Origin of the sequence: Nesterenkonia halotolerans (assembly GCF_014874065.1) — a bacterium.
GTDB lineage: Bacteria > Actinomycetota > Actinomycetes > Actinomycetales > Micrococcaceae > Nesterenkonia > Nesterenkonia halotolerans.
In genome coordinates, this window is the sequence record NZ_JADBEE010000002.1 from 266,798 (window position 1) to 293,634 (window position 26,837).

A 26,837-nucleotide genomic window follows, 5' to 3' on the forward strand; every position below is an offset into this window, starting at 1 on the left:
TCATCTCATTGAAGGTGCAGTTCGCAGTGTTGGTGTGTGGAGGCCTCACATGTGCGCTGAGGCCCTGCTGCGCGTGGCGGACTTCTCGGCATCATTGCGACGCCGCGTGAGCTTGGCGATGCGGCCGGAGAACACCCCGCCGCTGCCGATCGCGGCGGTGACGCGATCCAGGAAGATCGCCAGGACGACGACGGAGAGGCCGGCCTCGAAACCGAGTCCGATGTCCAGGCTGCCGATGGATCGTGTGACTTCTCCGCCCAGACCGCCGGCTCCGACGAGACCGGCGATCACGGCCATCGACAGTGCGAGCATGATCACCTGGTTCACGCCCGCCATGATGGTCTGCAGGGCGAGTGGGAGCTGAATCTTGTAGAGGATCTGCCAGGGCGTGCTGCCGAAGGCATGGCCGGCTTCGACGACTTCAGGGTCCACCTGTCTGACCCCCAGCTCCGCGAAACGAAGGCCTGGCGGCAGTGCGAAGATCACCGTGGCAATCACAGCGCCGGCCACACCGATGCTGAACAGCGTCACCACGGGGACCAGCCAGACGAAGGCCGGCATGGTCTGCATCAGGTCCATGACGGGTCGCACTGTGGTGCTGACGCGCTCGGAGCGGGCCGCAAGAATGCCCACGGGTATCCCGATCAGCAGAGCCAGCGCGGCGGCGACGATCACCAGCGCCAGCGTCGCCATGGCCTGCTCCCACTGGTCCACGCTGATGATGAACACCAGCAGCACGAAGGAGAGCAGGGCGAGCTTCCAGTTCCGGACCAGCCAGGCCAACAGAGCGAAGACCACGGCGAGCAGCATGGCGTCCGGCGTATTGAGCAGATCGTCGAGGCCATCGACCAGAGCGGTCAGTGAATCTCGGATCAGGTCCAGGAAGCCTCCGAGGTTGTCGTTCAACCAGTCGAATCCCGATTCGATCCATTCACCGACGTTGAGCCGGGGGACGCCGGTTCCTTCGGTCTCCTCCGCGGCGGCGATCATGAAGACACCTGGGCTTCGGAGGTGTTCTGCTCCGTGTAGGTCGGTTCTGCCAGCGCATTCAGAAGTGTCACGCGTGCGATGATCCCTTCGAGTCGTCCGGCGTCATCGATGACGGCCAGGCCGGTCTCATGTTCGGCCGCCTGGGTCATGAGTTCGGCCAGAGGCGTGTCGGTGTGCACCGAGGGTGCTGGCTGGGTGAGGCCGTCGAGCGAGTCGGAGCCCTGGCTCACGGCTGCGGCGACCGCAGCCTCGTGCACGAAGCCATGCAGCTTCTTGCTGCGATCCACCACGGCGAGGACGTTGGTCTGATGCTCGCGCATCAGCTTGTGCGCAGTCCGCGGGCCCTGTTCGGTGCCCAGCACTGCCACTGGGGGCTCCATGATGGCCCCAGCGGTGAGCACGCGGGTGCGGTCCACGTCCTGGACGAACTGGGCGACGTAGTCATTGGCCGGATCGTTGAGGATCTGCTCCGAGGTGCCGACCTGCACGGTGCGGCCATCGCGCATCATCGCGATCCGGTCTCCCAGACGCATGGCCTCGTTGAGGTCGTGGGTGATGAACAGGATGGTCTTGCCCAGCTGCTCCTGCAGCTCGACGAGCTGGTCCTGCATCTCGCGGCGGATCAGCGGGTCCAAGGCGCTGAAGGCCTCGTCCATGAGCATCACCTCGGTGCCGGCGGCCAGCGCGCGGGCCAGCCCGACGCGCTGGCGCATTCCGCCGGAGAGTTCATGCGGCATGGAGCCGCCCCAGCCCTTGAGTCCGACCATGTTCAGCGCTTCTTCGGTGCGCCGCTCACGGTCCGAGCGGTTCAGGCCCTGGATCTCCAGGGCATAGCCGGCGTTCTGCCCGACGGTGCGGTGTGGAAGCAGGGCGAAGTGCTGGAACACCATGGAGACCTTCTCCCGCCGGATTCGGCGGAGCTCCCGGTCCGAGAGTCGGGCGATGTCTTCGCCCGCGACCTCGATGCTTCCCGCCGTGGGGGCGAGCAGACCGTTGACCATGCGGATCAGGGTGGACTTGCCAGAGCCGGAGAGGCCCATCACCACGAAGACTTCTCCGCGCTGAACGTCGAAGCTTGCGTCGATGACGGCGGCCGTGCCGAGCTGTGTCAGGTCCTTTCGATCAGCGCCGTCCTTGATGCGCTGGACGATCTCCTGAGGGCGCTTGCCGAAGGCCTTGAAGACGTTCCTCGCACTGACTGCCGGTTCGGCTGTGCTGGAGTTCAAAATCATTCCCTCGCTGAAGTAGTGGGGTCCGACCTTACCAAAAGCACCATAAAAGCTGTTTACAGGCTGTTAACGTGACGCGTCTGCGGGCAGCACCAGGGGTGTCCCGCGCGCTGTTGCTTACAGTACTTGCCAGTGTCGGCCAGTGGTGTGGATCACCGCCCAGGCGGCCGTGGGCGGTAGAATCCTCAAGTATGCGCGCAGCACAGGGAACCTCATCGGTGAGGCCGGGGCAGGGCCGCGCCCCGCTGCGTTCGATCGAGAAGGTCTCGGCCGAGGCGTCTGAGGAGGGTTTCGATCTGATCGCCCTGGGTCGCCGCGTCCGGCATCTGCGCAAGCAGGCCGGAATGACTCTCGATGCGCTCGCCGAAGCGCTGGGCACTGCGCCGAGTCAGCTCTCCCTGCTGGAGAATGGCCGCCGTGAGCCCAAGCTCTCCCAGCTGCAGCAGCTGGCCAAGGTCCTGCAGGTCAGCCTCGATGATCTCTTCGGCGCCGAGCCGCCCTCACAGCGGGCCGCCCTGGAGATCGAGCTGGAGAAGGCCCAGCGGGGTCCGCTCTACGCGGCGCTGAACCTTCCCGCGGTCAGGATCAGCTCCCGGCTTCCGCTGGATGTCCTGCAGTCGCTCGTGGCTCTGCAGGGTGAGCTGCGCCGTCGTCTGGAGGAGCAGGCGGCGACGCCCGAGGAGGCGCGGCGGGCCAACACCGAGCTGCGTGAAGAGATGCGTGCCAAGAACAACTATTACCCGGAGATCGAGGCGGCGGCCCAGGAGCTGCTGGACGCGGTGGACCACCGCGACGGCCCGCTGTCTCATCACGTGGTCGCCGATATCGCGGCGCACCTGGGATTCTCCCTGCGCTTCGTGCCGAATCTGCCTGAGTCCACCCGGTCGGTCACGGATCAGAAGAACCACATCATCTACCTGACCCAGGGCAGCTCGCGGCAGTGGGACGCGCGCTCGGTGCTGCTGCAGGCGCTGGGTCATCAGGTGCTGGGTCACACCGAACCCGCGGACTACTCCGAGTTCCTCCGCCAGCGGGTCTACACCAACTACTTCGCGGCCAGTCTGCTGATGCCCGAGGCCACCACGGTGCGCTTCCTCAAGGAGGCCAAGGCGAGCAAAGAGCTGGCCATCGAGGATCTGCGGGATGCGTTCGCAGTCTCGTATGAATCGGCGGCCCACCGGTTCACGAACCTGGCCACCGAGCATCTGGGCATCACGTGTCACTTCCAGAAGGTCCATGAATCCGGCATCCTGCACAAGGCCTATGAGAACGATGGGGTGAACTTCCCGGCAGATCACTCGGGAGCGATCGAAGGCCAGACCATCTGCCGGCAGTGGACCTCGCGCCAGGTCTTCGACATCGATGACAAGTTTCGATCCTTCCACCAGTACACCGACACCACAGTCGGCACCTTCTGGTGCACAGCGCGCACGGAGGCGCATTCCTCCGGGGTCTACTCGCTGTCCATCGGGGTGCCCTTCGAGCACGTGAAATGGTTCCGCGGCTCCGACACCACCTCACGCTCGGCGTCGCGCTGCCCGGATGACCCCACCTGCTGCCGGCAGCCTCCGGCCGAGCTGGCCGCCCGCTGGGAGGGCAAGGCCTGGCCCGCCGCGCGCGCCAACACCCATCTGCTCGCCGCCATGCCGCAGGGCGCCTTCCCCGGAGTGGACACCACCGAGGTCTACGAGTTCCTCGAGCGGCACGCTCGCCAGGACTGAGTGCGGCACGCTCGCCAGGACTGAGTGCGGCACGCTCGCCAGGACTGAGTGCGGCACGCTCGCCAGGACTGCGTGGCTCGCTCTCCAGGATCGATGATCTTTGTAGATAGCCGCGGCTAGATTGTTGAACAATCCCTGGAACTGGGGCATCCTTGACTCAGCTCACATTGAGACGTGGGCAACACCGGCTCCAGGAGGTTCACGTGGCACATATCGACATGAACAGCGACGTCGGGGAGTCCTTCGGCAATTGGACCATCGGCGACGACGCCGCGATCCTGCGCACGGTCTCCAGCGCCAACATCGCCTGCGGATTCCATGCCGGGGACCCCATGACCATCCGCGCGACGGCGGCAGAGGCCGTCGCCAATGAGGTCACCATCGGAGCCCATATCGGCTACCGTGACCTGGCCGGATTCGGCCGACGCCACCTGGAGTGCTCCCCGGAGGAGCTCGCCGCCGACGTTCTTTACCAGCTCGGCGCACTGGAGGGCATTGCGGGCGCGGTGGGCTCCCACATCCGCTACGTGAAGCCCCATGGCGCGCTCTATCACTCCATGATCTCCCACACCGGTCACGCCCACGCCGTGATCGACACCATCGCGGAGTACCAGAGCAGCACCGGACGCGAGCTGCCGGTTCTGCTGCTGCCCGGATCCATCGCCCTGGACTACGCCGCCGAGGCGGGGCTGCGCGGAGTCTCTGAGGCGTTCGCCGACCGGAGCTACAACCCCGATGGCACCCTCGTCTCCCGGCGCGAACCCGATGCCGTGCTCCACGACACCGATCAGGTGGTGGAGAACATGCTCCGCCTGGCCGAGGACTCGGTGCTGATCGCCCGCGACGGCACGCGGATCGAGACTCAGGCCGAGTCCATCTGCACCCACGGCGACACCGCCGGAGCGGTCGCGATGGCGCAGGCCGTGCGCAGCGCGCTGCAGGATGCCGGAATCGACATCCGCAGCTTCGCATGATCAGTGCCATCCGCGAGGCGGGACCCCGAGCGCTGCTGCTTCAGCTGCAGAGCCTGGACGATGTCCTGGCCTGTCACCAGCAGCTCACCAGCGCGCCGTTTCGCGGGCAGGTCGATGCCGTGGCGGCAGCGCGCACCGTGCTGCTGCGCTTCAGCTCCCGGCCCGCGCTGCGCGAGGCACGCCAGCATCTGGACGATCTCGAGTTCCCGGCGTTCTCCGCCGAGGGTGCCCGCCACGTGGAGCTCGAGGTCATCTATGACGGCGAGGACCTCGAGGAGCTCGCAGCCCACCTGGGGATGAGCACTGAGGCGCTGATCACCTGGCACAGCGGACAGGCGTGGACAGGGGCCTTCGGCGGCTTCGCCCCGGGGTTCACCTATTGCGTGCCCAGCCACAACGACGACGACGCCGCGGAGTCTGCGGACCCGGCCGCCGCCGCGCTGGACGTGCCTCGGCGCAGCAGCCCGCGCAAGGCAGTCCCAGCGGGCGCCGTCGCGCTGGCCGGGGAGTTCTCCGCCGTCTACCCGCGAGTCTCACCCGGGGGCTGGCAGCTCATCGGACACACCCCGGCCGTCCTCTGGGACCTTGAGCGGGAAGCCCGGGGAGAGTCTCCCGCGCTGGTGCGCCCCGGCGATTCCGTCCGTTACACGCCGGTTCAGGGACGGGCCGCCACGACCACGTCGACCTCGGACGCCTCCTCGACCTCGACCGTCCCCTCCGCGCCAGAGGCTGAGTCTCCCGCACAGGAGGCCGTGCTCAACGTGGTCGACCCCGGACTGCAGACGCTGATCCAGGACCTCGGCCGCGTCGGCTTCAGCGACCTCGGGGTCTCCCGGGCCGGGGTCGCGGATGAAGCGTCGATGCTTCAGGCCAACCGACTGGTCGGCAACGAGCCGCATGCGGCGGTGCTCGAGTCGCTGCACGGCGGCCTGTCGGTGCGCGCGGAGTCCACGGCGGTGCTGGCCGTCTGTGGAGCCGAGGTGCCGCTCACCGTCACGGGGGTCGCCGGTGCCAGACGACCCGCCCCGCTGCGGGCCCCGTTCGCGCTCTCAGCAGGAGAGACGCTGAGCCTGGGTGCCCCGGAACGTGGACTGCGCAGCGTCCTCGCACTGCGTGGAGGCATCGCCGCCACAGAGGTTCTGGGAAGCGTCTCCACCGACACCATGTCCGGGCTGGGCCCTGCCCCGCTGGCCGCCGGCGATCACGTCTCCCGGGCCGAGCTGGACACCCGCGCCGTGGGCATGCCGGAAGCCGCGTCCACGGCGGGGGCGACCTCGCTGCGGTTCACCTATGGCCCCCGGGAGGACTGGTTCAGCTCCGAGGAGGCGCACCGACTGACCACCCAGTCCTGGACGGTCACCCAGGCATCGAACCGGATCGGTATACGCCTGGAGGTGGGGGAGACCAGTTCAGGGGAGCCGGGCCGTCCACTGGAGCGCCTCGAGAACGGCGAGCTCCCCAGCGAGGGCGTGGTGCGCGGCTCGCTGCAGATGCCGCCGGCCGGAGCCCCGGTGCTCTTCCTCAACGATCATCCGGTCACCGGTGGCTACCCGGTGATCGGCGTCGTCATCGAAGAGGACCTCCCCGCCGCCGCCCAGCTCGTCCCCGGAGACACGATCCACCTGACTCCGGTGGATCCCGACACCCTGACCTCGGAGAAAAGACCTCACCCATGAAGCGCATCCTGATCGCCAACCGCGGCGAGATCGCCGTCCGCATCATCCGCAGCGCCCGCGAATCGGGCTACACCGCCGTGGCGGTCTACGCCGATCAGGACGCCGATGCGCTGCATGTGCAGCTCGCGGACGAAGCCCTCGCCCTGCACGGCACCACCTCAGGCCAGACCTACCTGGATCAGGGCAAGCTGCTCGACGCCGCGCGGCAGGCCGACGCCGACGCGATCCATCCCGGCTATGGGTTCCTGTCCGAGAACGCCGATTTCGCGCGCGCGGTGCGCGAAGCCGGCCTGACCTGGATCGGTCCTCGACCGGAGACGATCGAGAGTCTTGGGAACAAGGTCACCGCGCGGGCGCTCGCGGTCCGGGTCGGTGCGCCCCTGGTGCCTGGCACCGACGGCCCTGTCGCCTCCTCGGATGAGATCCGTGCGTTCGTCGCCGAGCACGGACTCCCGGTGGCGATCAAGGCCGCCCATGGCGGGGGAGGCCGCGGCATGCGGATCGTGCGGGAGGAGGCCGAGATCGATGAGGCCTTCGCCTCCGCAGTGCGGGAAGCCGAATCTGCCTTCGGCCGCGGCGAGTGCTTCGTGGAGCGGTTCCTGGATCGCCCCCGACACGTGGAAGCGCAGGTGCTGGCGGATGAGCATGGCAGCGTCGTCGTCGTCGGGACCCGAGACTGTTCGCTGCAGCGGCGGAACCAGAAGCTCGTGGAGGAGGCCCCTGCGCCGTTCCTCAGCGACGACCAGCGTGCCGAGATCCACCGCTCCGCGCGCGCGATCTGTGCCGAGGCTGGCTACGTCGGGGCCGGCACCGTGGAGTACCTGCTCAGCCCGGGACAGGAGGGTCGACCTGGCCTGTTGAGCTTCCTGGAGGTCAACACCCGCTTGCAGGTGGAGCACCCGGTCACCGAAGAGACCTCGGGCGTGGATCTGGTGTCCGAGCAGCTGCGCATCGCGGAGGGTCACCCGCTGCGACTCACCGAAGACCCCCAGCCCACAGGTCATTCAGTGGAGTTCCGACTCAACGCCGAAGAGCCGGCCCACGGATTCCTGCCCACCCCCGGGCCCGTGGAGGTCTTCGCGCCGCCCACCGGGCCAGGCATCCGGGTGGACACCGGTGTGCGCAGCGGCGACGAGGTCTCGGGGGCCTTCGATTCGATGCTCGCCAAGCTGATCGTCACCGGCCCAGACCGGGCGACCACGCTGCGCAGGGCCCAGATGGCACTGGCCGAGATGCGCATCGAAGGCCTGCCCACGGTCCTGCCGTTCCACCGCCAGGTGCTTGAGGCCGAGGACTTCCTCGCCACCGAGGGTGCTGCGGGATTCCGGGTGCATACCCGGTGGATCGAGACCGAGTTCGACGCCGCATTTGGGGAGGGGATGCAAGAGTCCGAGCATATGGCCGCCGCGCTGCGCCACCGCGAACAGGCGATGCGTCGCACCACGGTGGAGATCGACGGTCATCCGGTCACCCTGGGTCTGCCCGGGGCGCTGGTGCGCCTGCTGGCTGGTGGTCAGACCGGCGCGACCGGTGAGGATGCCGCCGCCGACGGCGCCCCCGCCGGCCCCGGTGAACCGGGGGAGGGGGCCGTCACCACCAAGCTGGCGGGCAGCCTGGTCCGATGGTCCCTGGAGGATGGCGCCGGCGTCTCCGCCGGTGATGCTGTCGCGGTGGTCGAAGCGATGAAGATGGAATCCACTGTGGCAGCTCCGAGCAGCGGGACGTTCTCCCGCGAGGAGCTTCAGCCCGGGGCCGCCCTGAAGGCCGGGCAGGTCCTCGGGCGGATCGACTGAGAACTCCGACCGCGAGCGAGCGCTCCGATCGTAAGCCCCGGCACTCGGTTAGATTGGTGGGATGACCGACGTGATGTGGCACTCCCTCTCGGCCGAGGGGCTCAGCGAACACGCCCACGCTCCGGAGCGTGTGGCGGAGCTGCTGCGCGGCGCCATCTCGGCCGGTGCGATCCGCCCCGGCACCAAGCTTCCCGAGGTCCAGCTGACCCATCAGCTGGAGATCTCCCGGCACACCCTGCGCAGCGGATTTCAGATACTCGCCGCCGAGGGGCTGGTGGAGAAGCACCCGAACCGTGGAGTCTTCGTCCACCAGCCCACCGCCGAGGACATCGAGGAGATCTATCGGGTACGTCGGGTGCTCGAGGTGGGAGCGGTACGGACGGCAGATTTTCCGCCCGAGGAGCTGGAACAGCTGCACCTGATCGTCTCTGGGGCTGAGCTGGCGCGCGAACTCGGTGATGTGCCCGCGATGGCCCAGGCCAATCAGGTGTTCCACCGGACGATCGCCGCCCAGGTGCGCAGCCCCATGATCGACGCGCTCATGGAGCAGGTGCTCGCCCGCATGCGCCTGGCGTTTCATGCCAAATCCGAGCAGCCGAGCTTCCACCACACCTATATCCGGCGCAACGGCGAGCTTGCGACGCTGCTCAGCTCCGGCGATCGCCAGGCTGCCGAGGACTACCTGGTCGAGTATCTCGGAGCCGCTGAGGCGGAGCTGCTAGAACACCTGGACAGCTGAAACTGGGTGCCGTGAGCTCTACTCGCGGCGTCGGTAGGGGTCCACCTGGGGTCGCTGATACGCCAGCTCCCCACCTTGGCGTCCTCCGTAGGGGCGTCCGTGATCGGCGTACTCCTCGCGCAGGAACACCAGCCGCCACGCTCCCAGGTCGATCCGCGAACCGGTGCGCAGGGTCACCGGCGCGCCAGGTTCGGCGCTGCGGCTGCCCCCGATGGAACCATGGCGGACGATCACGTATTCATCGAAATCATCGTGAAAAATCTCCGCGTGGACTGGTTCCAGGCCTGCCAGCTGAAGATCGGAGTTCTCGTCGCTGCCGATCAGGGTGCGGTCGGCGATGAGGTTGAACTCCAGCGGACCCGCGTCGTGCTGGTCTGCCCGGCTCATGATCAGCCGAGGTCGTCCGGAACCACGCGGCGCGTGAGTGGTGGTGATTCTGCGCCGGATGCGGCGGTTGAACGTGGGGATTGGCGGCCACGGCGTCTCCGGGGGAATCAGCGAGCCGGAGCTCTCTGCCCCGGAAGCTCCGGCATTCGCGAAACGCGGCAGCGATTTCATCGACCCCAGCCGAATGTGCTTCGAACGAGTCAGCAGGCGGCTCATCACCGTCGTCTTCACCGCGCCGAGGCTGACGATCTCCCCTGCAGGACCTGTGATGGACAGGGTGAGACCCTGAGCCGCCAATCGTGAAGCGAAGGCATCGGCCGCGCGAGTGATGGACCGAGGCATCCCGTCCAGCAGTGAAGCGTCCTCGGTGTGGATCTCGATGTGCTGACCTTCGGCCCTGATGCTCGCGTTCACCTGGCCCGACTCGGTGCCGTCCGCCTCGATCTGCGTGATCGAGGCGCTGATGTCGATGTCTAGTCGCATGGTGGCCCCTGACTCACCCGACGCAGCCCCTCAGGAGCTTGCTTCGTCGCTTGTGGTCACGCGGAGCGTCCCATTGAACTTCCATACGGCGCGCGGAGCGTCGGGTCCGATGTCCCTCGGGACCTCGACGGTCATGTCTTCCAGCGTGTAGTTCACCGCGGCGCCCCGGCCGGTGAGATAGGACCACATCTCCTGGCCCAGATCGGCCCAGTCACCGATCTGATGGGGTTGATTGCCTCCGGGATTCACGTTCTCAGAACGGGTGCTCTCAGTCATTGCTGTGGCTCCTGACCAGTTTCGGCGCCGCTGCATTGCGGTGCAGGTGATGGTGAGCTTTCGCTCACGGTCATCTTCTCCCCGCTGAGCCCGTTTAGGAAGACCTCACAGGCCGCTGACCTCATATGACGTGATATTACGCAGTGTTCACTGGCGGATGCCCACGTAGACGGTGTTCGAGGACGTCCCGCCGGTGAGGTGATTGTCGAAGTCGACGACATGGGCCTGAGTGTCGGCGAACACCGAGGCGAGGGTGGCGTGGAAGTCCTCGTCCGGCGCGTCGTCGGACCACAGCGTGAAGACGCCGCCGTCGTTGAGATGCTCAGCCAGCGCGGTGAGTCCGGGAGCCGTGTAGAGGTCAGCGTGACTCGGCGCGAGCGTATGCCGAGGCGAGTGGTCGACGTCGAGCAGGATCACGTCGTAGCGGGGGGCGTCCGCGGCTGGAGCCTGCCGGACGACGGCGAAGAAGTCGTCCCGACGCAGGCGCGTCCTGGGGTCCTCGACCAGAGCGGGGGAGACCGGAAGAAGCTTGCGCTGATGCCACCCGATGACTACACCGAGCGCATCGATGACCTCCAGGCTGCGGACGCGGGGATCGCCGAGCGCGGTGACGGCCGTGTAGCCCAGCCCCAGTCCGCCGACCAGGACATCCAGCTCGTCTCCGGCGGCCGCTGCCAGGCCGAGTGTGGCCATCTGCTCCTCCGCGACCGTGAAGAGGCTGGACATCAGGAATTCCTCACCGAGCTTCACCTCGTAGATGTCGGTGCCTGTGCCGACTTCGGTGCGTCGCCGGAGCATCAGCTCTCCCATGGGCGTCTGCTGGAAGTCGAGTTCTTCGAAACGTGCTTTCATCCTGGTGCCTCTCATTGGCTGGCTCTCCATCCTACGGAGCGCCCCGTCAGCCCTCGGTGGCGAACTGGGTGCGGTAGAGCTCGGCGTAGCGTCCGTCGGCGTCCAGGAGCTCTGGGTGGGTTCCGCGTTCGACGATCTGGCCCGCTTCGACGACCAGGATGGAGTCTGCGGCGCGGACCGTGGAGAGACGGTGTGCGATCACCAGGGCTGTGCGGCCCACGAGCGCCTCGGTGAGCGCTGCCTGCACTGCCGCCTCCGAGGTGGAGTCCAGCGCGGCCGTGGCCTCGTCGAGGATCACCACCTGGGGCTGGGCCAGCAGCAGGCGGGCGAGCGTCATCCGCTGGCGCTCTCCGCCGGAGAGTCGGTAGCCACGTTCGCCGACCACAGTGTCCAGCCCGTCGGGCATGGAGTGCACCAGCGCCTCGAGCCTGGCGCGGCGCAGCGCGTCCCAGACCTCCTCGTCGCTGGCCTCCGGTGCGGGCAGCGTCAGGTTCGCCCGAATGCTGTCGTGGAAGAGGTGCCCGTCCTGCGTGACCACGCCGAGCGTCGCGCGCAGGGAGGCGAAGCTGGTGTCGCGCAGATCCACGTCACCGACCTTCACCGAGCCCGAATCCACATCGTAGAGTCGCGCGAGCAGCGCGGCGATGGTCGATTTTCCGGCTCCCGATGAGCCCACCAGCGCCACGGTCTGGCCAGGTTCCACACGGAAGTCGATGCCGTGCAGCACCTCCTCGCCTCCGCGGGTGTCCAATGTGGCCACCTCTTCTAGGGAGGCGAGCGAGACCTTCTCCGCTGATGGGTAGGCGAAGGTGACCCCGTCGAACACGACCGACGCAGGACCCGCGGGGATCAGCTCGGGATGGGCCTTCTCCGTGATCAGCGGCTTGAGATCCAGCACCTCGAAGACCCGTTCGAAGCTGACCAGCGCGCTCATGACCTCCACGCGGGCACTCGCCAGCGCCGTCAGGGGTGCATAGAGACGGGTCAGCAGCAGAGCCAGGGAGACCACCGCGCCGGCCTCCAGCTCACCGACGATCGCGTAGAAGCCGCCCAGCCCATAGACCAGGGCGAGCGCCAGCGCGGAGACCAGAGTCAGCGCGGTGACGAAGCTGGACTGAAGCATGGCTGTCTTGACGCCGATGTTCCGGACGCGGCGGGCGCGCTTCTCGAACTCCACCGACTCCTCCTCGGGGCGGCCGAAGAGCTTGATCAGCGTGGCCCCCGGAGCCGAGAACCGTTCGGTCATCTGGGTTCCCATGGCGGCATTGTGGTTGGCCGCTTCGCGCTGCAGCACGGCGAGGCGACGACCCATCCGGCGAGCGGGCAGGACGAACACGGGAAGCATCAGCAGGGCAAGCACCGTCACCTGCCAGGAGAGGGACAACATGGCGATCAGCGTCAGGATGACCATGACCAGGTTGCCGACCACTCCGGAGAGCGTCCCGCTGAAAGCTCGCTGGGCTCCGATCACATCATTGTTGAGCCGGCTGACCAGGGCCCCGGTTCGGGTGCGGGTGAAGAAGGCGATCGGCATCTTCTGCACGTGATCGAAGACGGCCGTTCGCAGGTCGAGGATCAGGCCCTCGCCGATCTGTGAGGACAGCCAGCGGCTCAGGACGTTGAATGCGGCATCGGCCAGGGCGATGAACGCGATCAGCACCGCGAGCCTGATGACCACGCTCACGGCCGCCTCGCTGGTGATCGCGTTGACGACCTGTCCCGCCAGCAGCGGCGTCGCCACGGCGAGCGCAGCGGTGATGACCGAGAGGATCAGGAACCAGATCAGCTTGACGCGATGGGGGTGGGCGAATCCGCCGATCCGCTTCAGCGTCTCCTTGTTGAACGGCCTGTAGTCCTTCTTCGCATGGGTCATGCTGTACAGCGAGCCCCATGCCGCGCGTTCCATGCTCACGCATCTACCCCCAAAGATCTCTTGATGTCGCTGCGGCGTGCGCAGGTGCGCGGTCCGCAGCACCAACCACAACCGTCCCGTGGATGTTCCCATTCCGGGGTGTGGGAATCCTCATGTGCATAGGCGGGTGACGGTCCTTGTGGGGCGCACGCGTCCCGGCCTAGAGTCAGGAACATGAGCACTGAATCGAACGCTACTTCATTTCCCGATATCACCGAACTCCAGGGCACTCAGCTGGCCTTCGACGATCCGACGACCCGCCACAGCAAGATCTCCCCGCCGAAGCAGGACCAGTCCGAGCCGGGCCTTGAGGTCGACGCCGATCCGGTGCCAGACATCGGCCTGGAGACCTACCGCGGACTTGGTCGTCTGCAGGGCCGCAAGGCTCTGGTGACGGGTGGCGACTCGGGCATCGGTGCCGCCACCGCCATCGCGTTCGCCCGTGAGGGTGCCGACGTGGCCATCGCGTATCTGCCCGCCGAGGGCAAGGATGCGGAGCGCGTCATCTCGGCGATCGAGGGTGCCGGCCGCACCGCCGTCGCGCTGCCCGGTGACCTGATGGACAAGCAGTACCGCGACAGCCTTGCCGATTCGGCCGCCGAGAAGCTGGGCGGACTCGACATCCTGGTCAACAACGCTGGCAAGCAGATCGTCAACGACTCGCTGGAGGAGCTGACCGACGAACAGGTCGATGAGGCCTTCCAGATCAACATCAAGTCGATGTACACGCTCACCCGCGCCGCGCTGAAGCACATGGGCCCGGGTTCGACGATCGTGAATTCCACCTCGATCCAGGCCTACGCGCCGAACCCGATGCTGCTGGACTACGCGGCCACCAAGGCTGCGATCAACAACTTCACCAAGGGTCTGGCACAGCAGCTCGCCCCCCGCGGCATCCGCGTCAACGCCGTGGCACCCGGTCCGGTCTGGACCATCATCCAGCCCACCGAGGGTCAGCCGAAGGAGAAGCTGCCCGAGTTCGGCCACGATACGCCGCTGGGCCGCCCCGGCCAGCCGGTGGAGATGGCGCCCGCCTTCGTGTTCCTGGCCTCACCCGAGTCCAGCTACGTCACCGGTGAGACGCTCAACGCCAACGGTGGCACCCCCACCGCTTAGCGGTCCTTCGTGGTGCTCTGCTGGGAGCATCACTCGGAACATCCCGTGCGGGGCGGCGCCTATGCGTCGCCCCGCACGTGTGTCCGGCGGGTTCCTGCGCGGCGCTTTTCCTCCGTGCGCCGCTGGCGTAGCGTCGCTGACATGGAAGCAACAGTTCTCGTCGTGCTGCTCGGGGGACTCGCCGCCCTGGCCGTCCTGACCTTCATCGTCGTCGCCGTGGTCCAGGTGGTGCGCGAGCCGCAGCTTCCGTTTCCACTGCGAGCCCTGTGGATCATCGTGCTGCTCGCGGCGCCGGTGATCGGCTCGCTGGTGTGGTTCGCCTTCGGCGCGTCCATCAACCGGCGCATCGCCCAGGACATATGACGGTCATGTAAAACCTGGCGCGATTGTTCCACAATCCCTTGCCCGGATTGTTGAACAACAGTACTGTGAGCTGTGATCTACGGAATAGACCTGCGTCACATCCTGCACCTCCGGCTGCCGCAGCTGTTCCTTCCTACTGACCTCAGGAGGGCTCCTGTGGCTGACGCCTCAACCCCCGACGCATCATCGGCGAACATCCCGCCTCACCAGCGCACCGCGGACACGCCCCCTTCTGGGCAGGACCCTGCGCCCCACGGCCCGGTGTTGAACCGCACCCGACGCACCGCCCTGCTCGGCGCGATGTTCCTCATGGCCACCAGCGCGGTCGGGCCGGGCTTCATCACCCAGACCGCGACCTTCACCTACCAGCTCGGCGCCGCCTTCGGCTTCGCCATCCTGATCTCGGTGCTCGTGGACATCGCCGTGCAGCTCAACGTCTGGCGTGTGCTGGGCGTCTCCGGGCTCTACGCGCAGACGCTGGGCAACAAGATCCTCCCGGGCCTCGGCTGGGCCCTGGCCGCCCTGATCTTCTTCGGCGGCGTGGTCTTCAACATCGGCAACATCGCCGGCGCCGGCCTCGGCGTGAATGCGATGACCGGCATGGACGCTCGCATCGGGGGCGCCATCTCCGTCGTGATCGCGCTGCTCATCTTCCTCTCCAAGAAGGCCGGGGTCGCCCTGGATCGCATCGTCGTCGGCTGCGGCGCCGTGCTGATCCTGCTGATGATCTTCATGGCCATCACCACCGCCCCGCCGCTCGGGGAGGCGCTGCGCCAGACCTTCGTGCCTGATCAGATCGAGTTCCTGGTCATCACCACACTCATCGGCGGCACCGTCGGCGGCTACATCACCTACGCCGGAGCACACCGGCTCATCGCTTCAGGCAACACCGGCATCGACAACGTCAAGGCGATCACGCAGACCTCGGTGCTCGGCATCGCCGTCGCCTCGGTCATCCGCTTCCTGCTCTTCCTCGCCATCCTCGGTGTGGTCTCCACCGGGACCGCACTCGCGGAGGACAACGTCGCCGCCGATGCCTTCTCGGTCGCCCTCGGGGACATCGGGCTGCGCGTGTTCGGCGTCGTCTTCTGGGTCGCCGCGATCACCTCGATCCTCGGCTGCACGTATACGACCGTCTCCTTCCTGACCACCTCCAAGACCAAGGACCGCACCAAGAACTGGTACTTCCTGGGCTTCCTGGTGCTGACCAGCGTGGTGTTCCTGCTGCTGGGACAGGCCCCGCAGACCCTGCTGATCATGGCCGGCGCCTTCAACGGGACGGTGCTGCCGCTGGGCTTCGCGGTGATCCTCTACGCCGCCTGGCGCCGACGTGATCTGCTGCAGGGCTACAAGTACCCGAAGTGGCTGCTGATCCTCGGCGTGCTCACCTGGCTGCTGACCATCTACATGGGCATCAGCTCACTGGGTGGTCTTGCCAGCCTCTGGACCGAGGGATGAGTCAGCCCCGCACGGAGCCTCAGGCACCTGGACCCGAGGCGCTGACACCGGCCGCGGCCCGCGCACAGTTCCGTGCCGGGCTGCGCCGGCCCACCAGCGGGTTCAGCGCGGGCTACGCCCAGGCCAACCTCTTGGCGCTGCCCCGCGAGCTCGCCTTCGACATGCTGCTCTTCGCCCAGCGCAATCCCAAGTCCTGTCCCGTGCTGGGGGTCTTCGAACCGGGTCAGCACGACGACGCCGGCTCCGCGTCCCCGCTGCTGGCCGACGGAGACGTCAGGACTGACATCCCCGCCTATCGGTTCTACCGCGAGGGTGCGCTCGTCGCCGAACCCGATGATGCCACACAGCACTGGCGTGAGGACCTCGTCGCGTTCCTGATCGGCTGCAGCTTCACCTTCGAGGCTCCGCTGCTCGACGCCGGAATCCCGATCGCGCATCTGGAGCAGGGCGTCAACGTTCCCATGTACAAGACGGCCATCCGCTGTGCACCAGCCGGTCGGCTCAGTGGTCCGCTGGTGGTCTCCATGCGTCCGATGCCCGCGCACCGGATCGCCGACGCCGTGCGGATCACCTCTCGGTATCCGGGCGTGCATGGGGCGCCGGTGCATATCGGCAGCCCTGCTGAGCTGGGCATCCGGGACCTCGCGGCACCGGACTTCGGCGATCCGGTCGAGGTCCCCGCGGGATGGACGCCGGTCTTCTGGGCCTGCGGGGTCACCCCGCAGGCGGCGGTGATGGAATCCAAGCCTGAACTAGCGATCAGCCACGCTCCGGGACACATGCTGATCACCGACCTGCCGAACACCGCGCTGCAGGTGCCCTGAACCGACACCGCGCTGCAGGTGCCCTGAACCGACACCGCGCTTCAGGTGCCCTGACGGGCAGACTCAGCTCTCCTGAGGACTGGCCCCGGCGCCGTCGCCGTCCTTGGCCCGAGGACCCGAGCGTGGGGTCCTGCGCGCGGTGCCCTGCAGCACGTCATGCCGGCCATGCACCAGCCAGTAGAGCACCAGCGAGAGCACGACGACGCCGGCGCAGGCCGCGTACATGAAGCGATAGTCCGCGAAGCTGACCAGCGGGCCCAGCAGCAGCGGGGAGAAGCCGAACCCGGTGTCGAGCAGGATGAAGAAGGTCGAGATCCCGATGCTCGTGCGGTGGGCGGGCAGATCCGAGGCGATGATCGCCTGGAGCACCGGCAGCAGGGACCCGAACCCGAACCCGGCCAGCACCCCGGCGACGAGCAGCACTCCCTGGTTGGGTGCCCAGGCGAGCAGCACCATCGCCACGATGTAGAACAGCACGGCAGGATAGACCGCCCAGTTGTCCCCATAGCGGTCCTGGACCTTGCCCATGAACAATCGTGAGACCAGCACGGCTCCGGCGTAGATGACGAAGAACAGCGAAGCGGCATCCACCATGTCGAGACTGCGTGCATAGCCGTTGAGGAAGGTCATCACCGAGGCGAAGCCGATGCCCAGCAGCATCGCCACCATCGAGATCTTGAACGCCCGGGGTTCGATGATGTCCCGCGGGCGCAGGGTGAGCTTCTCGCGCAGGCTGGTGCGCCAGGGGCTGTCCTCCGGGAGCTTCAGGAAGAGCGCGAACACCAGCCCGATCACGGAGACCAGGGTGACCGCCAGGAACATCGCCCAGAAGTCGTAGCGCTGGGTCAGCTGGATCGCTGCCAGCGGTCCGATGGCCGGTGGCAGCGAGTTCGCCAGCAGATAGTATCCGGCGCCCTCGCCACGCCGGGAGCGCGGGATCATCGCAAAGACCCCGGCGTTGAGCGCGGTCTGGCCGAACCCGAAGGAGATTCCGTGGACGGCGCGCAGCGCGATGAGCATCGCGTAGCTGTCCACCCAGAGGTAGGCGAGTCCGGCGAGCACATAGACGGTCAGGCAGACCAGAACCGTGCGACGCCGACCGAGGAAGTTCACATACTTGCCCGCGAAGACGCGAGCACACAGTGCCCCGACCACAAACGCCGAGGCGGCGAATCCGGCGGCCGTCTCACCGGCCGCGAACTCCTCCGCGGCGTAGACCGCGAGCCCGGTGATCAGGATGAAGAAGACCGTGGCCAGCAGCAGGTTGATGACGATGGCCAGCAGGAAGTCCTTGGTGAACAGCGGCTCCTTCTGCTCATGAGCTGCATGCTTGTTCTGGGCCATCACAGGCCGATTGTTTCATGGTTCGCAGGGGAAACGACCAAAACCGGACCTCCACGTGCCATGGTGCACCTCACAGATCCGTCTCCGCCATATGGGACCCTGGTGAGATGATCCACAGCGTCCGGGAGATGGGGCAGCGGGCCCTCGTCATCGAGGTCACCGCCGAGAAGGACCGCCCCCGCCTCTCGGAGCATCTTCAGGAGCACCCTTTCCCCGGACAGGTCGAGGTGATCCCCGGCGTCAGGACCGTCCTGGTGGACTTCCGCCGTCGTCGTGACGCGCAGGCGGCGCTCAAGCTGGCCAGACGCCTCAAGCTGCGACGCCGCCGCGCCGGGTCAGCCGATTCACCGGAACACCCGGTGCGCCCTGAGGTGAACCTGCCGGAGTCCTACGTCGAATGCGCACCCCTGGAGGATCGGGAAGCCGTGCTCGAGGTCCTGCGCATCGGTGCCGAGGATGCCGCTGTGCCCGCGGCTGAGGATCGTGGTCCGTCCGCGGGCGTGCTCATCCAAGACATCGGTCGCTACGGCTTCGGGGACCGAGGTCTCGGACGATCAGGGTCGGTGGACCTCGCCGCCGCGCGACAGGCCAACCGCCTGGTGGGCAACGACGATTCAGCCGCGGTGTTCGAAGTCTGCGCGGGGGAGTTCAGCCTGAGGATCTGTCAGACCTCGATCCTCGCCGTGACCGGTGCCGAGGTGAGCATGGAGGTCGTCACCGAAGAACCCGTCCAGAACTTTCGAGGGGGGCAGGAGGCGGCGACGACGGCGTCCCGTTCTCGACCGGCACCGGTCCGGGCGCCCTTCTGGGTGTTTCCCGGCGAGACCCTGCATCTGCGCATGGTCCACCGCGGGGTCTACAGCTACGTGGGCATCTCCGGGGGAGTCGATGTGCCGCTGCAGCTCGGCAGCGCATCGACGGACACCGCCGCGGGAATCGGGCCCGAACCGGTACAGGTGGGACACCGATTCGGCCTCTCCGGCGCCGCCTCGAGGTTCGTGGGCATCGCTTCGGTGGCGCCCACCCCATTGCCCGAGCTCGAGGACGCCACCATGCTGCGCTACGTCCCCGGGCCGAGGACAGAGTACTTCGGCACCCGCCGGGCCGCCTCGGCAGGGCTCTCCCGCCTGGAGAGTCAGCCCTGGGAGACGGTGGCACCCTCAGGCCGCGCGGGCCTGCTGCTGGACGGAGACGATCCGATCCAGCGCACCATCGCAGAACCGATGCCGGAGGAGCCGCTGCTGCGAGGGGCCATCACGGTCTCCTCCTCGGGACAGCCCACCGTCGCACTCGCGGAGCACCCCGTGACCAGCGCCGACCCGGTGCTCGGAGTGGTGGTGCGAGAGGATCTCGCGCTCGCGGCCCAGCTGCCCGCCGGTGCTCAGGTCCGATTCCAGGCGGTGGATCCCGAGTCGCTGGGCGCAGTCCGGACTCGATGAGACAATGATCCCCGTCGCGCTGCACCGTTCCCCGGGCACCGGCTCCGATGCCAGCATTCCGCGTCCCTGACCAAGGAGTCCACCATCTCTGCCGAGTCTTCCCCCTCCCACTCCGGCCCGACAGGCCCCGCCGCGACCGAGGAGCCGATCCAGGACGCCCCGACGCCGCCCGAGGCGCGGCGCACCTCCGTTCCAGGCAACCTCGTCCGCGGCGCGCTCATCGGAGCGGTGGAGACCGTCCCGGGAGTCTCCGGCGGCACAGTGGCGCTGGTCGTCGGAATCTACCGACAGCTCATCGAGTCCGCCTCCCATGTGGTCTCCGCGGGGCGAACCCTGATCACCGGCCCTGATCGTCGCGCCGGGTTCCTGCATCACATCCGTCAGGCCGACTGGAAGATCATCATCCCCGTCATGATCGGGATGATCATCACGGTGTTCACGGTGGCAGGTCCGATGTCCACCGCGGTGGAGACGTACCCGGTGCTCACCCGCGCGGCCTTCTTCGGAATGGTGCTCGCCTCCATCGCGGTGCCGCTGCGCATGGCCCTGCAGGATCGAGACGGGCCCATCCGGATGCGCCACGTGCTCGCCGGCATCGTGGCGGCTGCCGTGGTGTTCTGGCTGGTCTCCCTGCCGCCCACGGAGGTCGAGCCCGCCTGGTACATCATCCTTCCGGCGGCCGCCATCGCCGTCTCGGCGCTGCTGCTGCCCGGTCTCTCCGGCTCCTTCCTGCTGCTGACGTTCGGCCTGTACGAGCCCACTCTGCAAGCGGCCTCCGAGTTCGATCTGGGGTACCTCGGCATCTTCGCGCTGGGTCTCGCGATCGGGCTGATCGCCATCGTGAAGGGACTCAAGTGGCTGCTGGATCATCATCACCGCGTCACCATGGTGGTGCTCACCGGAGTGATGGTCGGCGCGCTGCGCACGTTGTGGCCCTGGCAGGATGAAGGTCGCGGCCTTCAGGGGCCCGGTGATGACCTCGGACCGGTGCTGCTGCTGGGAGCCGCAGGCTTCGCCGTCGTGCTGGTGCTGGTGCTGCTGGACTACCGACTGTCCCAGCGCCAGTCGCGCTGAGCCTCAGGGCTTGGTCCAGATGTGCAGGAGGTATCCGTAGGAGAGGCCTGAGCGATCGGGATGGCTGCTGAGCCATTCTTCGGCGACGTCCTCCGGAAACTCCAGGTGCAGGACCTGCTTGAACTCGTCGCGTGTCTGGAACTGCCATGCGCTCATGATCGTGCCCGCGAGGCCGCCCGCTGGACCGACCCGAGGAACCTCCCCAAGACATCCCGGAACTGATCCCCGAACGGTGAATGAGCACTTTGTGAAACGTGGCGGAAAACACCGCTGTGGCACAATGAGGGAAACTGAATCAACGCCACGTCCCCTGTGTGGGAGAGTCCGGCAGGTCTCCGAGGAGCGCAGAATCTCCTCGGAATCACCAAGGTCGGCGCCGAAGGAGCAATATCCTCCCCGGGAACCTCTCAGGCACTCAGTACCGTGCAGGGGTGGCAACTCTGGAAAGCAGCACGCCAGGCCGCAGCGCCCGACGAGCTCACCCAAGGTGCAAGCCGGTCTTTCCCGCTCTTCATGCGGGCAGAGACCGGGGAATCTCTCAGGTCCATCACAGAGCGGGGGAGGAACCCTCGCCATATCTATGCCTGGAAGGTTCCTCTATGACCGCCACCTCCGAACTTCTGCGTTCACATCTCGCCGCGGACGCCACTGAATTCTCCGGCCGGCACATCGGGCCCACCGCCGAGACCGCCGGCACGATGCTCGAGGCCCTCGGCTACGCATCCCTCACCGAGCTGGTCGACGCCGCAGTGCCCGCCGCCATCCGGCAGCCCGGACCGTTGAACCTCCCGGAGGCCCTCACCGAGGCGGAGACGCTGGCCGCGCTGCGCGACTTCGCCGGCAAGAACCAGCCGCGCGCGCAGATGATCGGTCAGGGCTTCTACGACACCCACACCCCGCAGGTGATCCTGCGCAACGTGCTGCAGAACCCCGCCTGGTACACCGCCTACACGCCGTATCAGCCAGAGATCTCCCAGGGACGGTTGGAGGCGCTGCTGAACTTCCAGACCATGGTCGCGGACCTCACCGGCCTCGACATCGCCAATGCCTCGCTGCTCGATGAAGCCTCCGCCGTGGCCGAAGCGATCCTGCTGATGCGCCGGGGGAACAAGAAGCGCGCCACGGCCAAGATCGTGCTCGACGCGGACATCTTCCCGCAGACCCTCGCCGTGGTCGCAGGCCGCGCCGACGCCCTGGGCATCGAGATCCAGATCGTCGACATCGCCGCCGAAGGCCTGCCCGAGGGTGAGATCTGCGGACTCGTGCTCCAGCAGCCTGCCGACTCCGGCGCCGTCGTCGATCATCGTGCACTCATCGCCGAGGCCAAGGAGCGCGGCGCGATGATCACCATCGCCGCGGACCTGCTCGCGCTGACCCTGATCACCTCACCCGGCGAGCAGGGCGCCGACATCGCTGTGGGCAGCTCCCAGCGCTTCGGCGTCCCGCTGTTCTTCGGCGGGCCACACGCGGCCTTCATGGCCGTGAAGTCCGGGCTGCAGCGTCAGCTCCCCGGTCGACTGGTCGGTGTCTCCAAGGATGCGGAGGGGCGCCCGGGGTATCGGCTCGCCCTGCAGACCCGTGAGCAGCACATCCGCCGGGAGAAGGCGACCTCGAACATCTGCACCGCCCAGGCGCTGCTCGCCGTCGCCGCCTCGATGTACGCGGTCTACCACGGACCCGAGGGGCTCACCCGGATCGCCGAGCGCGTCCACGGCCACGCCCGGATGCTCGCCACAGTGCTGGGCAAAGCCGGGCACGAACTCATCACCGAGTCCTTCTTCGACACCGTCCAGGTGCGGCTGGAGTCTGACGCCGTGGCGGAGCAGGTCATCGCCGCCGCGGATGAGGCGGGGATCAACCTGCGCCGCGTCAGTGAAGACATCGTCGGCATCTCGGTCGACGAGACGACGACCGCGCAGGACCTGGTCTCGGTCCTCCAGGCCTTCAGCGTGGGTGACTTCGGATTCGTGGCAGGCAGCCGTGACCCCGATGGGACGGGCCGTCGCTATGGCTTCGTGGAATCGCTGACCCGCACCTCGGAGTTCATGACCCATGAGATCTTCCACCAGATCCGGTCCGAGACACAGATGATGCGCTACCTGCGCCGTCTCTCGGACCGCGACCTCGCGCTGGACCGGACGATGATCCCGCTGGGCTCCTGCACGATGAAGCTCAACGCCGCCACCGAGATGGAGGCCATCTCCTGGCCCGAGTTCGCCGGCATCCACCCCTACGCCCCCGCGCAGCAGACCACCGGCTGGCGGGAGCTCATCGCTGACCTCGAGTCCCGGCTCGCCGAGGTCACCGGCTACTCCGCCGTGTCCATCCAGCCCAACGCCGGGTCCCAGGGAGAGTACGCCGGGCTGCTGGCCATCCGCCAGTACCACCTCGCCCAGGGCGACGCCGCCCGGGACATCTGCCTGATTCCCGCCTCCGCCCACGGCACCAACGCCTCCTCGGCGGTGCTGGCAGGACTGCAGGTCGTCGTCGTCGCCACCGCGGAGGACGGCACCATCGATATGACCGATCTGCAGTCCAAGATCGCAGCCCACCCGGAGCGGATCGCCGCGATCATGCTCACCTACCCCTCCACCCACGGGGTGTACGAGGCCGAGGTGCGGGAAGTCTGCTCCACGGTGCACGCCACCGGCGGGCAGGTCTACATCGACGGCGCGAACCTCAACGCGCTGGTCGGACTCGCCCAGCCCGGCGAGTTCGGCGGCGACGTCTCCCACCTGAACCTGCACAAGACCTTCTGCATCCCGCACGGCGGCGGCGGGCCCGGCGTCGGCCCGGTGGCCGTGGCGGAACACCTCCAGCCCTTCCTGCCCAGCACCTCGGTGGGTGCCTCCTGGGCCACCGGTGAGCATGAGGGAGAGGGTCGCGACGGCGCCCCGGTCACCTCCACGCCCTTCGGCTCCGCCGGAGTGCTGCCCATCTCCTGGGCCTACCTGGCGATGATGGGCTCCGAGGGACTGACCAGCGCCACCGCGCATGCGCTGCTGAGCGCGAACTACATCGCCGAGCGGCTCAAGGACCACTTCCCGGTCCTCTACACCGGGGAGAACGGGCTGATCGCCCATGAGTGCATCCTGGATCTGCGCGCACTGAGCAAAGCATCCGGGATCACTGCTGAAGATGTCTGCAAGAGGCTCATCGACTATGGCTTCCACGCGCCCACCCTGGCGTTCCCGGTGGCCGGCACGCTCATGGTGGAACCCACCGAGTCTGAGGACCTGGCCGAGATCGATCGATTCATCGAGGCGATGATCGGGGTGCGCGGCGAGATCCAGGACGTGATCGACCAGAAGCTCACTCTCGAGCAGTCCCCGCTTCGATTGGCGCCCCACCCGGCCGCCGTGCTCGCCGGCGACGCCTGGGACCGCGCCTACCCCCGGGAGCAGGCGGCCTTCCCGGTCAAGAACCTGCTTCAGGACAAGTACTTCCCACCGGTGAGCAGGATCGACGGCGCTCATGGCGACCGCAACCTCGTCTGCTCCTGCCCGCCGCCTGAGGCCTTCGAGCTCGAGGAGAGCACCGCATGAGAGAAACAGCGCTGACCGCTGCGCACGCCGAACTCGGCGCCAGCTTCACCGACTTCGGCGGCTGGAAGATGCCGCTGAAGTACACCTCCGAGCTGGAGGAGCACCATGCGGTGCGCACCACGGCCGGGCTCTTTGACCTCTCCCACATGGGTGAGATCCGCATCATCGGACCCGAGGCCGCCACCTTCCTGAACACTGCGCTGGTCGGCAACCTTGCCGCGGTCGCGATCGGCAGGGCGAAGTACTCGCTGATCTGCCGCGAGGACGGCGGGATCCTCGATGACCTGATCGTCTACCGGATCGACGAGAACGAGTACCTGGTGGTGCCCAACGCCGCCAACCGTGAGGTGGTGGCCGCGGCGCTGACCGATCTGGCAGAGAACGGCCGCGCCGGATCTGCATCGGGCTACGACGTCGAGGTCTGGGACGAATCCGAGGGGATCAGCCTGATCGCCGTCCAGGGCCCCGCGGCCGCGGCCATCATCGGCTCCGTGGTCCGCGCCAACGAGACCTTCCTGGTGGAGGAGCTGCGCTACTACGCGTTCACCACGGTCAGCATCGGCGGGGACGAGATCCTGCTCGCCCGCACCGGATACACCGGTGAGGACGGCTTCGAGCTCTTCCTGCCCAACGACAAGGCCGGCGCCCTCTGGCTCGCGCTGCTGGAGGCCGGCTCCGATCACGGGCTGATCCCGTGCGGGCTCGCCTGCCGGGACTCGCTGCGCCTGGAGGCGGGCATGCCGCTCTACGGCAACGAGCTCACCACGGACCGGATCAGCTTCGAGACCGGACTTCCGGTGGTCTCCTTCTCCAAGGAGGAGGACTTCGTGGGACGCGCCGCGCTCGAGCAGGCCAAGGCCGAAGGACGCGGCAAGACCTCCGGGCAGCGGCTCGTCGGGCTCCGCGGCCTGGGCAGGCGCGCCGGGCGCAGCGGCTACCCGGTGATCGCCACCGAGGGCGAGCATTCCGGTGTCACCATCGGTGCCGTGACCTCGGGGCTTCCCAGCCCGACGCTGGGCTATCCCATCGCGATGGCCTACGTGGACCTCGGCTTCACCGAGCCCGGCACCCGGGTCGACATCGATCTGCGCGGCAAGCCGCAGCCCTTCGAAGTGGTCGCACTGCCGTTCTACACCCGCAAACGCTGACCACAACCTCAGGATTCGAGGCCTCACATGACCATCAGCATCTTCGACCTCCTGCGGGTGGGGATCGGACCATCCTCCTCGCACACCGTGGGTCCTATGCGCGCCGCGCGGCGGTTCGTCCTCGAGGAGCTGTGCGAGACCGGCGCCCTGGCGCGCACGGAGGCGCTGCGCGTCGATCTCTACGGCTCGCTCTCAGCCACCGGACGCGGACATGGCACGTTCACCGCCGTCCTGCTCGGGCTCGAAGCCTGGGATCCGGAGACGATTCTTCCGGACCAGGTCGAGTCCCGGTTGGAGGCGATGGAGTCTTCCGGCACGGTCCAGCTCGCAGCCCAGCATGACGACGACGGCGGCCGCGAGCTGCCGCTGCGGGTCGAGGACATCGTGCAGCGCCCGCTGACCGTCCTGGACCGGCACACCAACGCCATGACGCTGACGGCACTGGATGGCCACGGCGAGCAGGTGGCGAAGGAGACCTACTACTCCATCGGCGGCGGCTTCGTGCTCTCCGAATCAGACGCGGTGGCCTCCGACGCCTCCCTGGGAGTGGCGCTGGCCAACGACGACGAGAAGGTGCCCTATCCGTTCACCACGGGCGCCGAGCTCATGGAGCACTGTGCACGCTCCGGGCTGCCGGTCTCACGGATCATGATGGCCAACGAGCGTGCGCTGCACGTCACCCGTCACGGCGGGACGGAACAGGACGCGGAGCAGGAGATCGCGGCCAAGGTGTTGCACCTGTGGCAGGTGATGGAGGACTGCAAGAACTTCGCCCTGGAGCGTGAGGGAAACCTGCCCGGCGGACTCAAGGTGCGCCGTCGTGCGCCTGACTGGCATGCCCGCATGTGGAAGGACGATCCGAGCCGGACCCACGCCTATTGGCAGGAATGGGTGAACCTGGTCGCGCTCGCGGTCAATGAGGAGAACGCCTCCGGCGGGCGGGTCGTCACCGCGCCCACCAACGGTGCGGCCGGCATCATCCCCGCCGTGGGCTTCTACGCCACGCACTATGGCCCCGGTGCCAGCTATGCGGGGGAGGAGGACCGCGAGGAGATCGCTGTGCGCTACCTGCTCACCGCCGCCGCCGTGGGCGTGCTCTATAAGGAGCAGGCGTCCATCTCCGGCGCCGAGGTGGGCTGTCAGGGCGAGGTCGGTTCAGCCTCCTCGATGGCGGCCGCCGGACTCTGCGAGGTGCTCGGTGGCACTCCGCGACAGGTGGAGAACGCCGCCGAGATCGCCATGGAGCACAACCTCGGCCTGACCTGTGACCCGATCGCGGGACTGGTACAGGTGCCGTGCATCGAGCGCAATGCCATGGGCGCGACCAAAGCGGTGAATGCCGCACGGATGGCGCTGATGGGCGACGGTGATCACCGGGTGTCTCTGGATGAGGTCATCGTGACCATGCGTGAGACCGGCAAGGACATGTCCTCGAAGTATAAGGAGACTGCCCTGGGTGGGCTCGCGGTCAACGTCGTCGAGTGCTGAACAGGC

22 protein-coding genes and 1 riboswitch are annotated in these 26,837 nt (G+C 67.4%); of the genes, 14 read left to right on the top strand and 8 right to left on the bottom strand.

Going from position 1 to position 26,837, the window contains the following annotated elements; genetic code table 11:
• Nucleotides 1–45: 45 nt before the first annotated feature.
• Nucleotides 46–990 carry an ABC transporter permease gene (locus H4W26_RS11440; RefSeq protein ID WP_192592352.1) on the bottom strand — a complete coding sequence of 315 codons (945 nt, stop codon included), beginning with the start codon at nt 988–990 and terminating at the stop codon, nt 46–48.
• Nucleotides 987–2,216, bottom strand: a complete 1,230-nt coding sequence (locus H4W26_RS11445) for a quaternary amine ABC transporter ATP-binding protein (protein ID WP_225940006.1) — start codon at nt 2,214–2,216, stop codon at nt 987–989. Before H4W26_RS11445 ends, H4W26_RS11440 begins: the two co-directional genes overlap by 4 nt.
• Before the next feature lie 194 nt (nt 2,217–2,410).
• Between H4W26_RS11445 and H4W26_RS11450 the strand changes: the two genes are divergently transcribed.
• The 5 genes from H4W26_RS11450 to H4W26_RS11470 all read left to right on the top strand — a co-directional run bounded on the left by H4W26_RS11450 (nt 2,411) and on the right by H4W26_RS11470 (nt 9,122).
• Nucleotides 2,411–3,940 carry a helix-turn-helix transcriptional regulator gene (locus H4W26_RS11450; protein ID WP_192592354.1) on the top strand — a complete coding sequence of 510 codons (1,530 nt, stop codon included), beginning with the start codon at nt 2,411–2,413 and terminating at the stop codon, nt 3,938–3,940.
• A 203-nt stretch (nt 3,941–4,143) separates the two neighbouring features.
• Nucleotides 4,144–4,914 (top strand): LamB/YcsF family protein, encoded by a 771-nt coding sequence (locus tag H4W26_RS11455; RefSeq protein WP_192592355.1) that lies wholly within the window; start codon nt 4,144–4,146, stop codon nt 4,912–4,914.
• A complete protein-coding gene (locus tag H4W26_RS11460; protein WP_192592356.1) occupies nt 4,911–6,590 on the top strand; it encodes a 5-oxoprolinase subunit B/C family protein in 1,680 nt (559 codons plus the stop codon). Before H4W26_RS11455 ends, H4W26_RS11460 begins: the two co-directional genes overlap by 4 nt.
• Nucleotides 6,587–8,383, top strand: a complete 1,797-nt coding sequence (locus H4W26_RS11465; protein ID WP_192592357.1) for an acetyl/propionyl/methylcrotonyl-CoA carboxylase subunit alpha — start codon at nt 6,587–6,589, stop codon at nt 8,381–8,383. Before H4W26_RS11460 ends, H4W26_RS11465 begins: the two co-directional genes overlap by 4 nt.
• Before the next feature lie 61 nt (nt 8,384–8,444).
• On the top strand, nt 8,445–9,122 hold the full coding sequence (locus tag H4W26_RS11470; protein ID WP_192592358.1) for a GntR family transcriptional regulator: 678 nt from the start codon (nt 8,445–8,447) through the stop codon (nt 9,120–9,122).
• An 18-nt stretch (nt 9,123–9,140) separates the two neighbouring features.
• Here the strand turns inward: H4W26_RS11470 and H4W26_RS13780 are convergent, their stop codons facing one another.
• From H4W26_RS13780 to H4W26_RS11490, 4 genes are all read right to left on the bottom strand, one after another.
• Nucleotides 9,141–9,992 carry an FHA domain-containing protein gene (locus H4W26_RS13780; RefSeq protein WP_225940007.1) on the bottom strand — a complete coding sequence of 284 codons (852 nt, stop codon included), beginning with the start codon at nt 9,990–9,992 and terminating at the stop codon, nt 9,141–9,143.
• 30 nt (nt 9,993–10,022) lie between these two features.
• Nucleotides 10,023–10,268: a hypothetical protein gene (locus H4W26_RS11480; RefSeq protein ID WP_192592359.1), complete on the bottom strand. Its 246-nt coding sequence runs from the start codon at nt 10,266–10,268 to the stop codon at nt 10,023–10,025.
• Nucleotides 10,269–10,415: 147 nt separating this feature from the next.
• Nucleotides 10,416–11,120, bottom strand: a complete 705-nt coding sequence (locus H4W26_RS11485; protein ID WP_192592360.1) for a polyamine aminopropyltransferase — start codon at nt 11,118–11,120, stop codon at nt 10,416–10,418.
• A 46-nt stretch (nt 11,121–11,166) separates the two neighbouring features.
• Nucleotides 11,167–13,032 carry an ABC transporter ATP-binding protein gene (locus H4W26_RS11490; protein WP_192592361.1) on the bottom strand — a complete coding sequence of 622 codons (1,866 nt, stop codon included), beginning with the start codon at nt 13,030–13,032 and terminating at the stop codon, nt 11,167–11,169.
• A 174-nt stretch (nt 13,033–13,206) separates the two neighbouring features.
• On the opposite strand from H4W26_RS11490, the gene H4W26_RS11495 reads away from it, so the two are divergent.
• From H4W26_RS11495 to H4W26_RS11510, 4 genes are all read left to right on the top strand, one after another.
• Nucleotides 13,207–14,148 carry an SDR family oxidoreductase gene (locus H4W26_RS11495; RefSeq protein ID WP_192592362.1) on the top strand — a complete coding sequence of 314 codons (942 nt, stop codon included), beginning with the start codon at nt 13,207–13,209 and terminating at the stop codon, nt 14,146–14,148.
• Between the two features lie 141 nt (nt 14,149–14,289).
• Nucleotides 14,290–14,511: a PLDc N-terminal domain-containing protein gene (locus H4W26_RS11500; protein ID WP_192592363.1), complete on the top strand. Its 222-nt coding sequence runs from the start codon at nt 14,290–14,292 to the stop codon at nt 14,509–14,511.
• 156 nt (nt 14,512–14,667) lie between these two features.
• Entirely contained in the window at nt 14,668–15,969 is a 1,302-nt protein-coding gene (locus H4W26_RS11505; protein ID WP_378625994.1) for an NRAMP family divalent metal transporter, read from the top strand.
• Nucleotides 15,966–16,793 (top strand): putative hydro-lyase, encoded by an 828-nt coding sequence (locus H4W26_RS11510; protein ID WP_192592364.1) that lies wholly within the window; start codon nt 15,966–15,968, stop codon nt 16,791–16,793. The genes H4W26_RS11505 and H4W26_RS11510 overlap by 4 nt, the downstream gene beginning before the upstream one ends.
• Nucleotides 16,794–16,856: 63 nt before the next feature.
• Here the strand turns inward: H4W26_RS11510 and H4W26_RS11515 are convergent, their stop codons facing one another.
• Complete coding sequence (locus tag H4W26_RS11515; RefSeq protein WP_192592365.1) at nt 16,857–18,137, bottom strand: MFS transporter; 1,281 nt, start codon at nt 18,135–18,137, stop codon at nt 16,857–16,859.
• A 107-nt stretch (nt 18,138–18,244) separates the two neighbouring features.
• Between H4W26_RS11515 and H4W26_RS11520 the strand changes: the two genes are divergently transcribed.
• The gene (locus tag H4W26_RS11520; protein WP_192592366.1) at nt 18,245–19,576 is read left to right on the top strand and encodes a 5-oxoprolinase subunit C family protein; all 1,332 of its coding nucleotides are present in this window, start codon (nt 18,245–18,247) and stop codon (nt 19,574–19,576) included.
• Nucleotides 19,577–19,804: 228 nt separating this feature from the next.
• Nucleotides 19,805–20,650 carry a DUF368 domain-containing protein gene (locus tag H4W26_RS11525; RefSeq protein ID WP_318779868.1) on the top strand — a complete coding sequence of 282 codons (846 nt, stop codon included), beginning with the start codon at nt 19,805–19,807 and terminating at the stop codon, nt 20,648–20,650.
• A 3-nt stretch (nt 20,651–20,653) separates the two neighbouring features.
• Here H4W26_RS11525 and H4W26_RS11530 read toward each other — a convergent pair whose 3' ends face one another.
• Nucleotides 20,654–20,806: a hypothetical protein gene (locus H4W26_RS11530; RefSeq protein ID WP_192592367.1), complete on the bottom strand. Its 153-nt coding sequence runs from the start codon at nt 20,804–20,806 to the stop codon at nt 20,654–20,656.
• Nucleotides 20,807–20,955: 149 nt separating this feature from the next.
• A riboswitch (glycine riboswitch) is annotated at nt 20,956–21,084 on the top strand.
• Nucleotides 21,085–21,249: 165 nt separating this feature from the next.
• On the opposite strand from H4W26_RS11530, the gene gcvP reads away from it, so the two are divergent.
• Genes gcvP through H4W26_RS11545 form a run of 3 tightly spaced genes read left to right on the top strand, consistent with a single transcriptional unit; the run spans nt 21,250 to nt 26,831 of the window.
• Nucleotides 21,250–24,195 (top strand): aminomethyl-transferring glycine dehydrogenase, encoded by a 2,946-nt coding sequence (gene gcvP / locus H4W26_RS11535; RefSeq protein WP_192592368.1) that lies wholly within the window; start codon nt 21,250–21,252, stop codon nt 24,193–24,195.
• Complete coding sequence (gene gcvT, locus H4W26_RS11540; protein WP_192592369.1) at nt 24,192–25,343, top strand: glycine cleavage system aminomethyltransferase GcvT; 1,152 nt, start codon at nt 24,192–24,194, stop codon at nt 25,341–25,343. Before gcvP ends, gcvT begins: the two co-directional genes overlap by 4 nt.
• A gap of 27 nt (nt 25,344–25,370) precedes the next feature.
• Nucleotides 25,371–26,831 carry an L-serine ammonia-lyase gene (locus H4W26_RS11545; RefSeq protein WP_192592370.1) on the top strand — a complete coding sequence of 487 codons (1,461 nt, stop codon included), beginning with the start codon at nt 25,371–25,373 and terminating at the stop codon, nt 26,829–26,831.
• Nucleotides 26,832–26,837 lie beyond the last annotated feature (6 nt).

What these genes read in the sequence shown, in the direction of transcription:
- H4W26_RS13780 (WP_225940007.1), bottom strand. Translation starts at nt 9,992, where the DNA reads ATGCGACTAGACATCGACATCAGCGCCTCGATCACGCAGATCGAGGCG.
- H4W26_RS11530 (WP_192592367.1), bottom strand. Translation starts at nt 20,806, where the DNA reads ATGAGCGCATGGCAGTTCCAGACACGCGACGAGTTCAAGCAGGTCCTG.
- H4W26_RS11485 (WP_192592360.1), bottom strand. Translation starts at nt 11,120, where the DNA reads ATGAAAGCACGTTTCGAAGAACTCGACTTCCAGCAGACGCCCATGGGA.
- H4W26_RS11470 (WP_192592358.1), top strand. Translation starts at nt 8,445, where the DNA reads ATGACCGACGTGATGTGGCACTCCCTCTCGGCCGAGGGGCTCAGCGAA.
- H4W26_RS11465 (WP_192592357.1), top strand. Translation starts at nt 6,587, where the DNA reads ATGAAGCGCATCCTGATCGCCAACCGCGGCGAGATCGCCGTCCGCATC.
- H4W26_RS11480 (WP_192592359.1), bottom strand. Translation starts at nt 10,268, where the DNA reads ATGACTGAGAGCACCCGTTCTGAGAACGTGAATCCCGGAGGCAATCAA.
- H4W26_RS11515 (WP_192592365.1), bottom strand. Translation starts at nt 18,137, where the DNA reads ATGGCCCAGAACAAGCATGCAGCTCATGAGCAGAAGGAGCCGCTGTTC.
- H4W26_RS11460 (WP_192592356.1), top strand. Translation starts at nt 4,911, where the DNA reads ATGATCAGTGCCATCCGCGAGGCGGGACCCCGAGCGCTGCTGCTTCAG.
- H4W26_RS11510 (WP_192592364.1), top strand. Translation starts at nt 15,966, where the DNA reads ATGAGTCAGCCCCGCACGGAGCCTCAGGCACCTGGACCCGAGGCGCTG.
- H4W26_RS11495 (WP_192592362.1), top strand. Translation starts at nt 13,207, where the DNA reads ATGAGCACTGAATCGAACGCTACTTCATTTCCCGATATCACCGAACTC.
- H4W26_RS11500 (WP_192592363.1), top strand. Translation starts at nt 14,290, where the DNA reads ATGGAAGCAACAGTTCTCGTCGTGCTGCTCGGGGGACTCGCCGCCCTG.
- H4W26_RS11520 (WP_192592366.1), top strand. Translation starts at nt 18,245, where the DNA reads ATGATCCACAGCGTCCGGGAGATGGGGCAGCGGGCCCTCGTCATCGAG.
- H4W26_RS11545 (WP_192592370.1), top strand. Translation starts at nt 25,371, where the DNA reads ATGACCATCAGCATCTTCGACCTCCTGCGGGTGGGGATCGGACCATCC.
- gcvT (WP_192592369.1), top strand. Translation starts at nt 24,192, where the DNA reads ATGAGAGAAACAGCGCTGACCGCTGCGCACGCCGAACTCGGCGCCAGC.
- H4W26_RS11440 (WP_192592352.1), bottom strand. Translation starts at nt 990, where the DNA reads ATGATCGCCGCCGCGGAGGAGACCGAAGGAACCGGCGTCCCCCGGCTC.
- gcvP (WP_192592368.1), top strand. Translation starts at nt 21,250, where the DNA reads ATGACCGCCACCTCCGAACTTCTGCGTTCACATCTCGCCGCGGACGCC.
- H4W26_RS11450 (WP_192592354.1), top strand. Translation starts at nt 2,411, where the DNA reads ATGCGCGCAGCACAGGGAACCTCATCGGTGAGGCCGGGGCAGGGCCGC.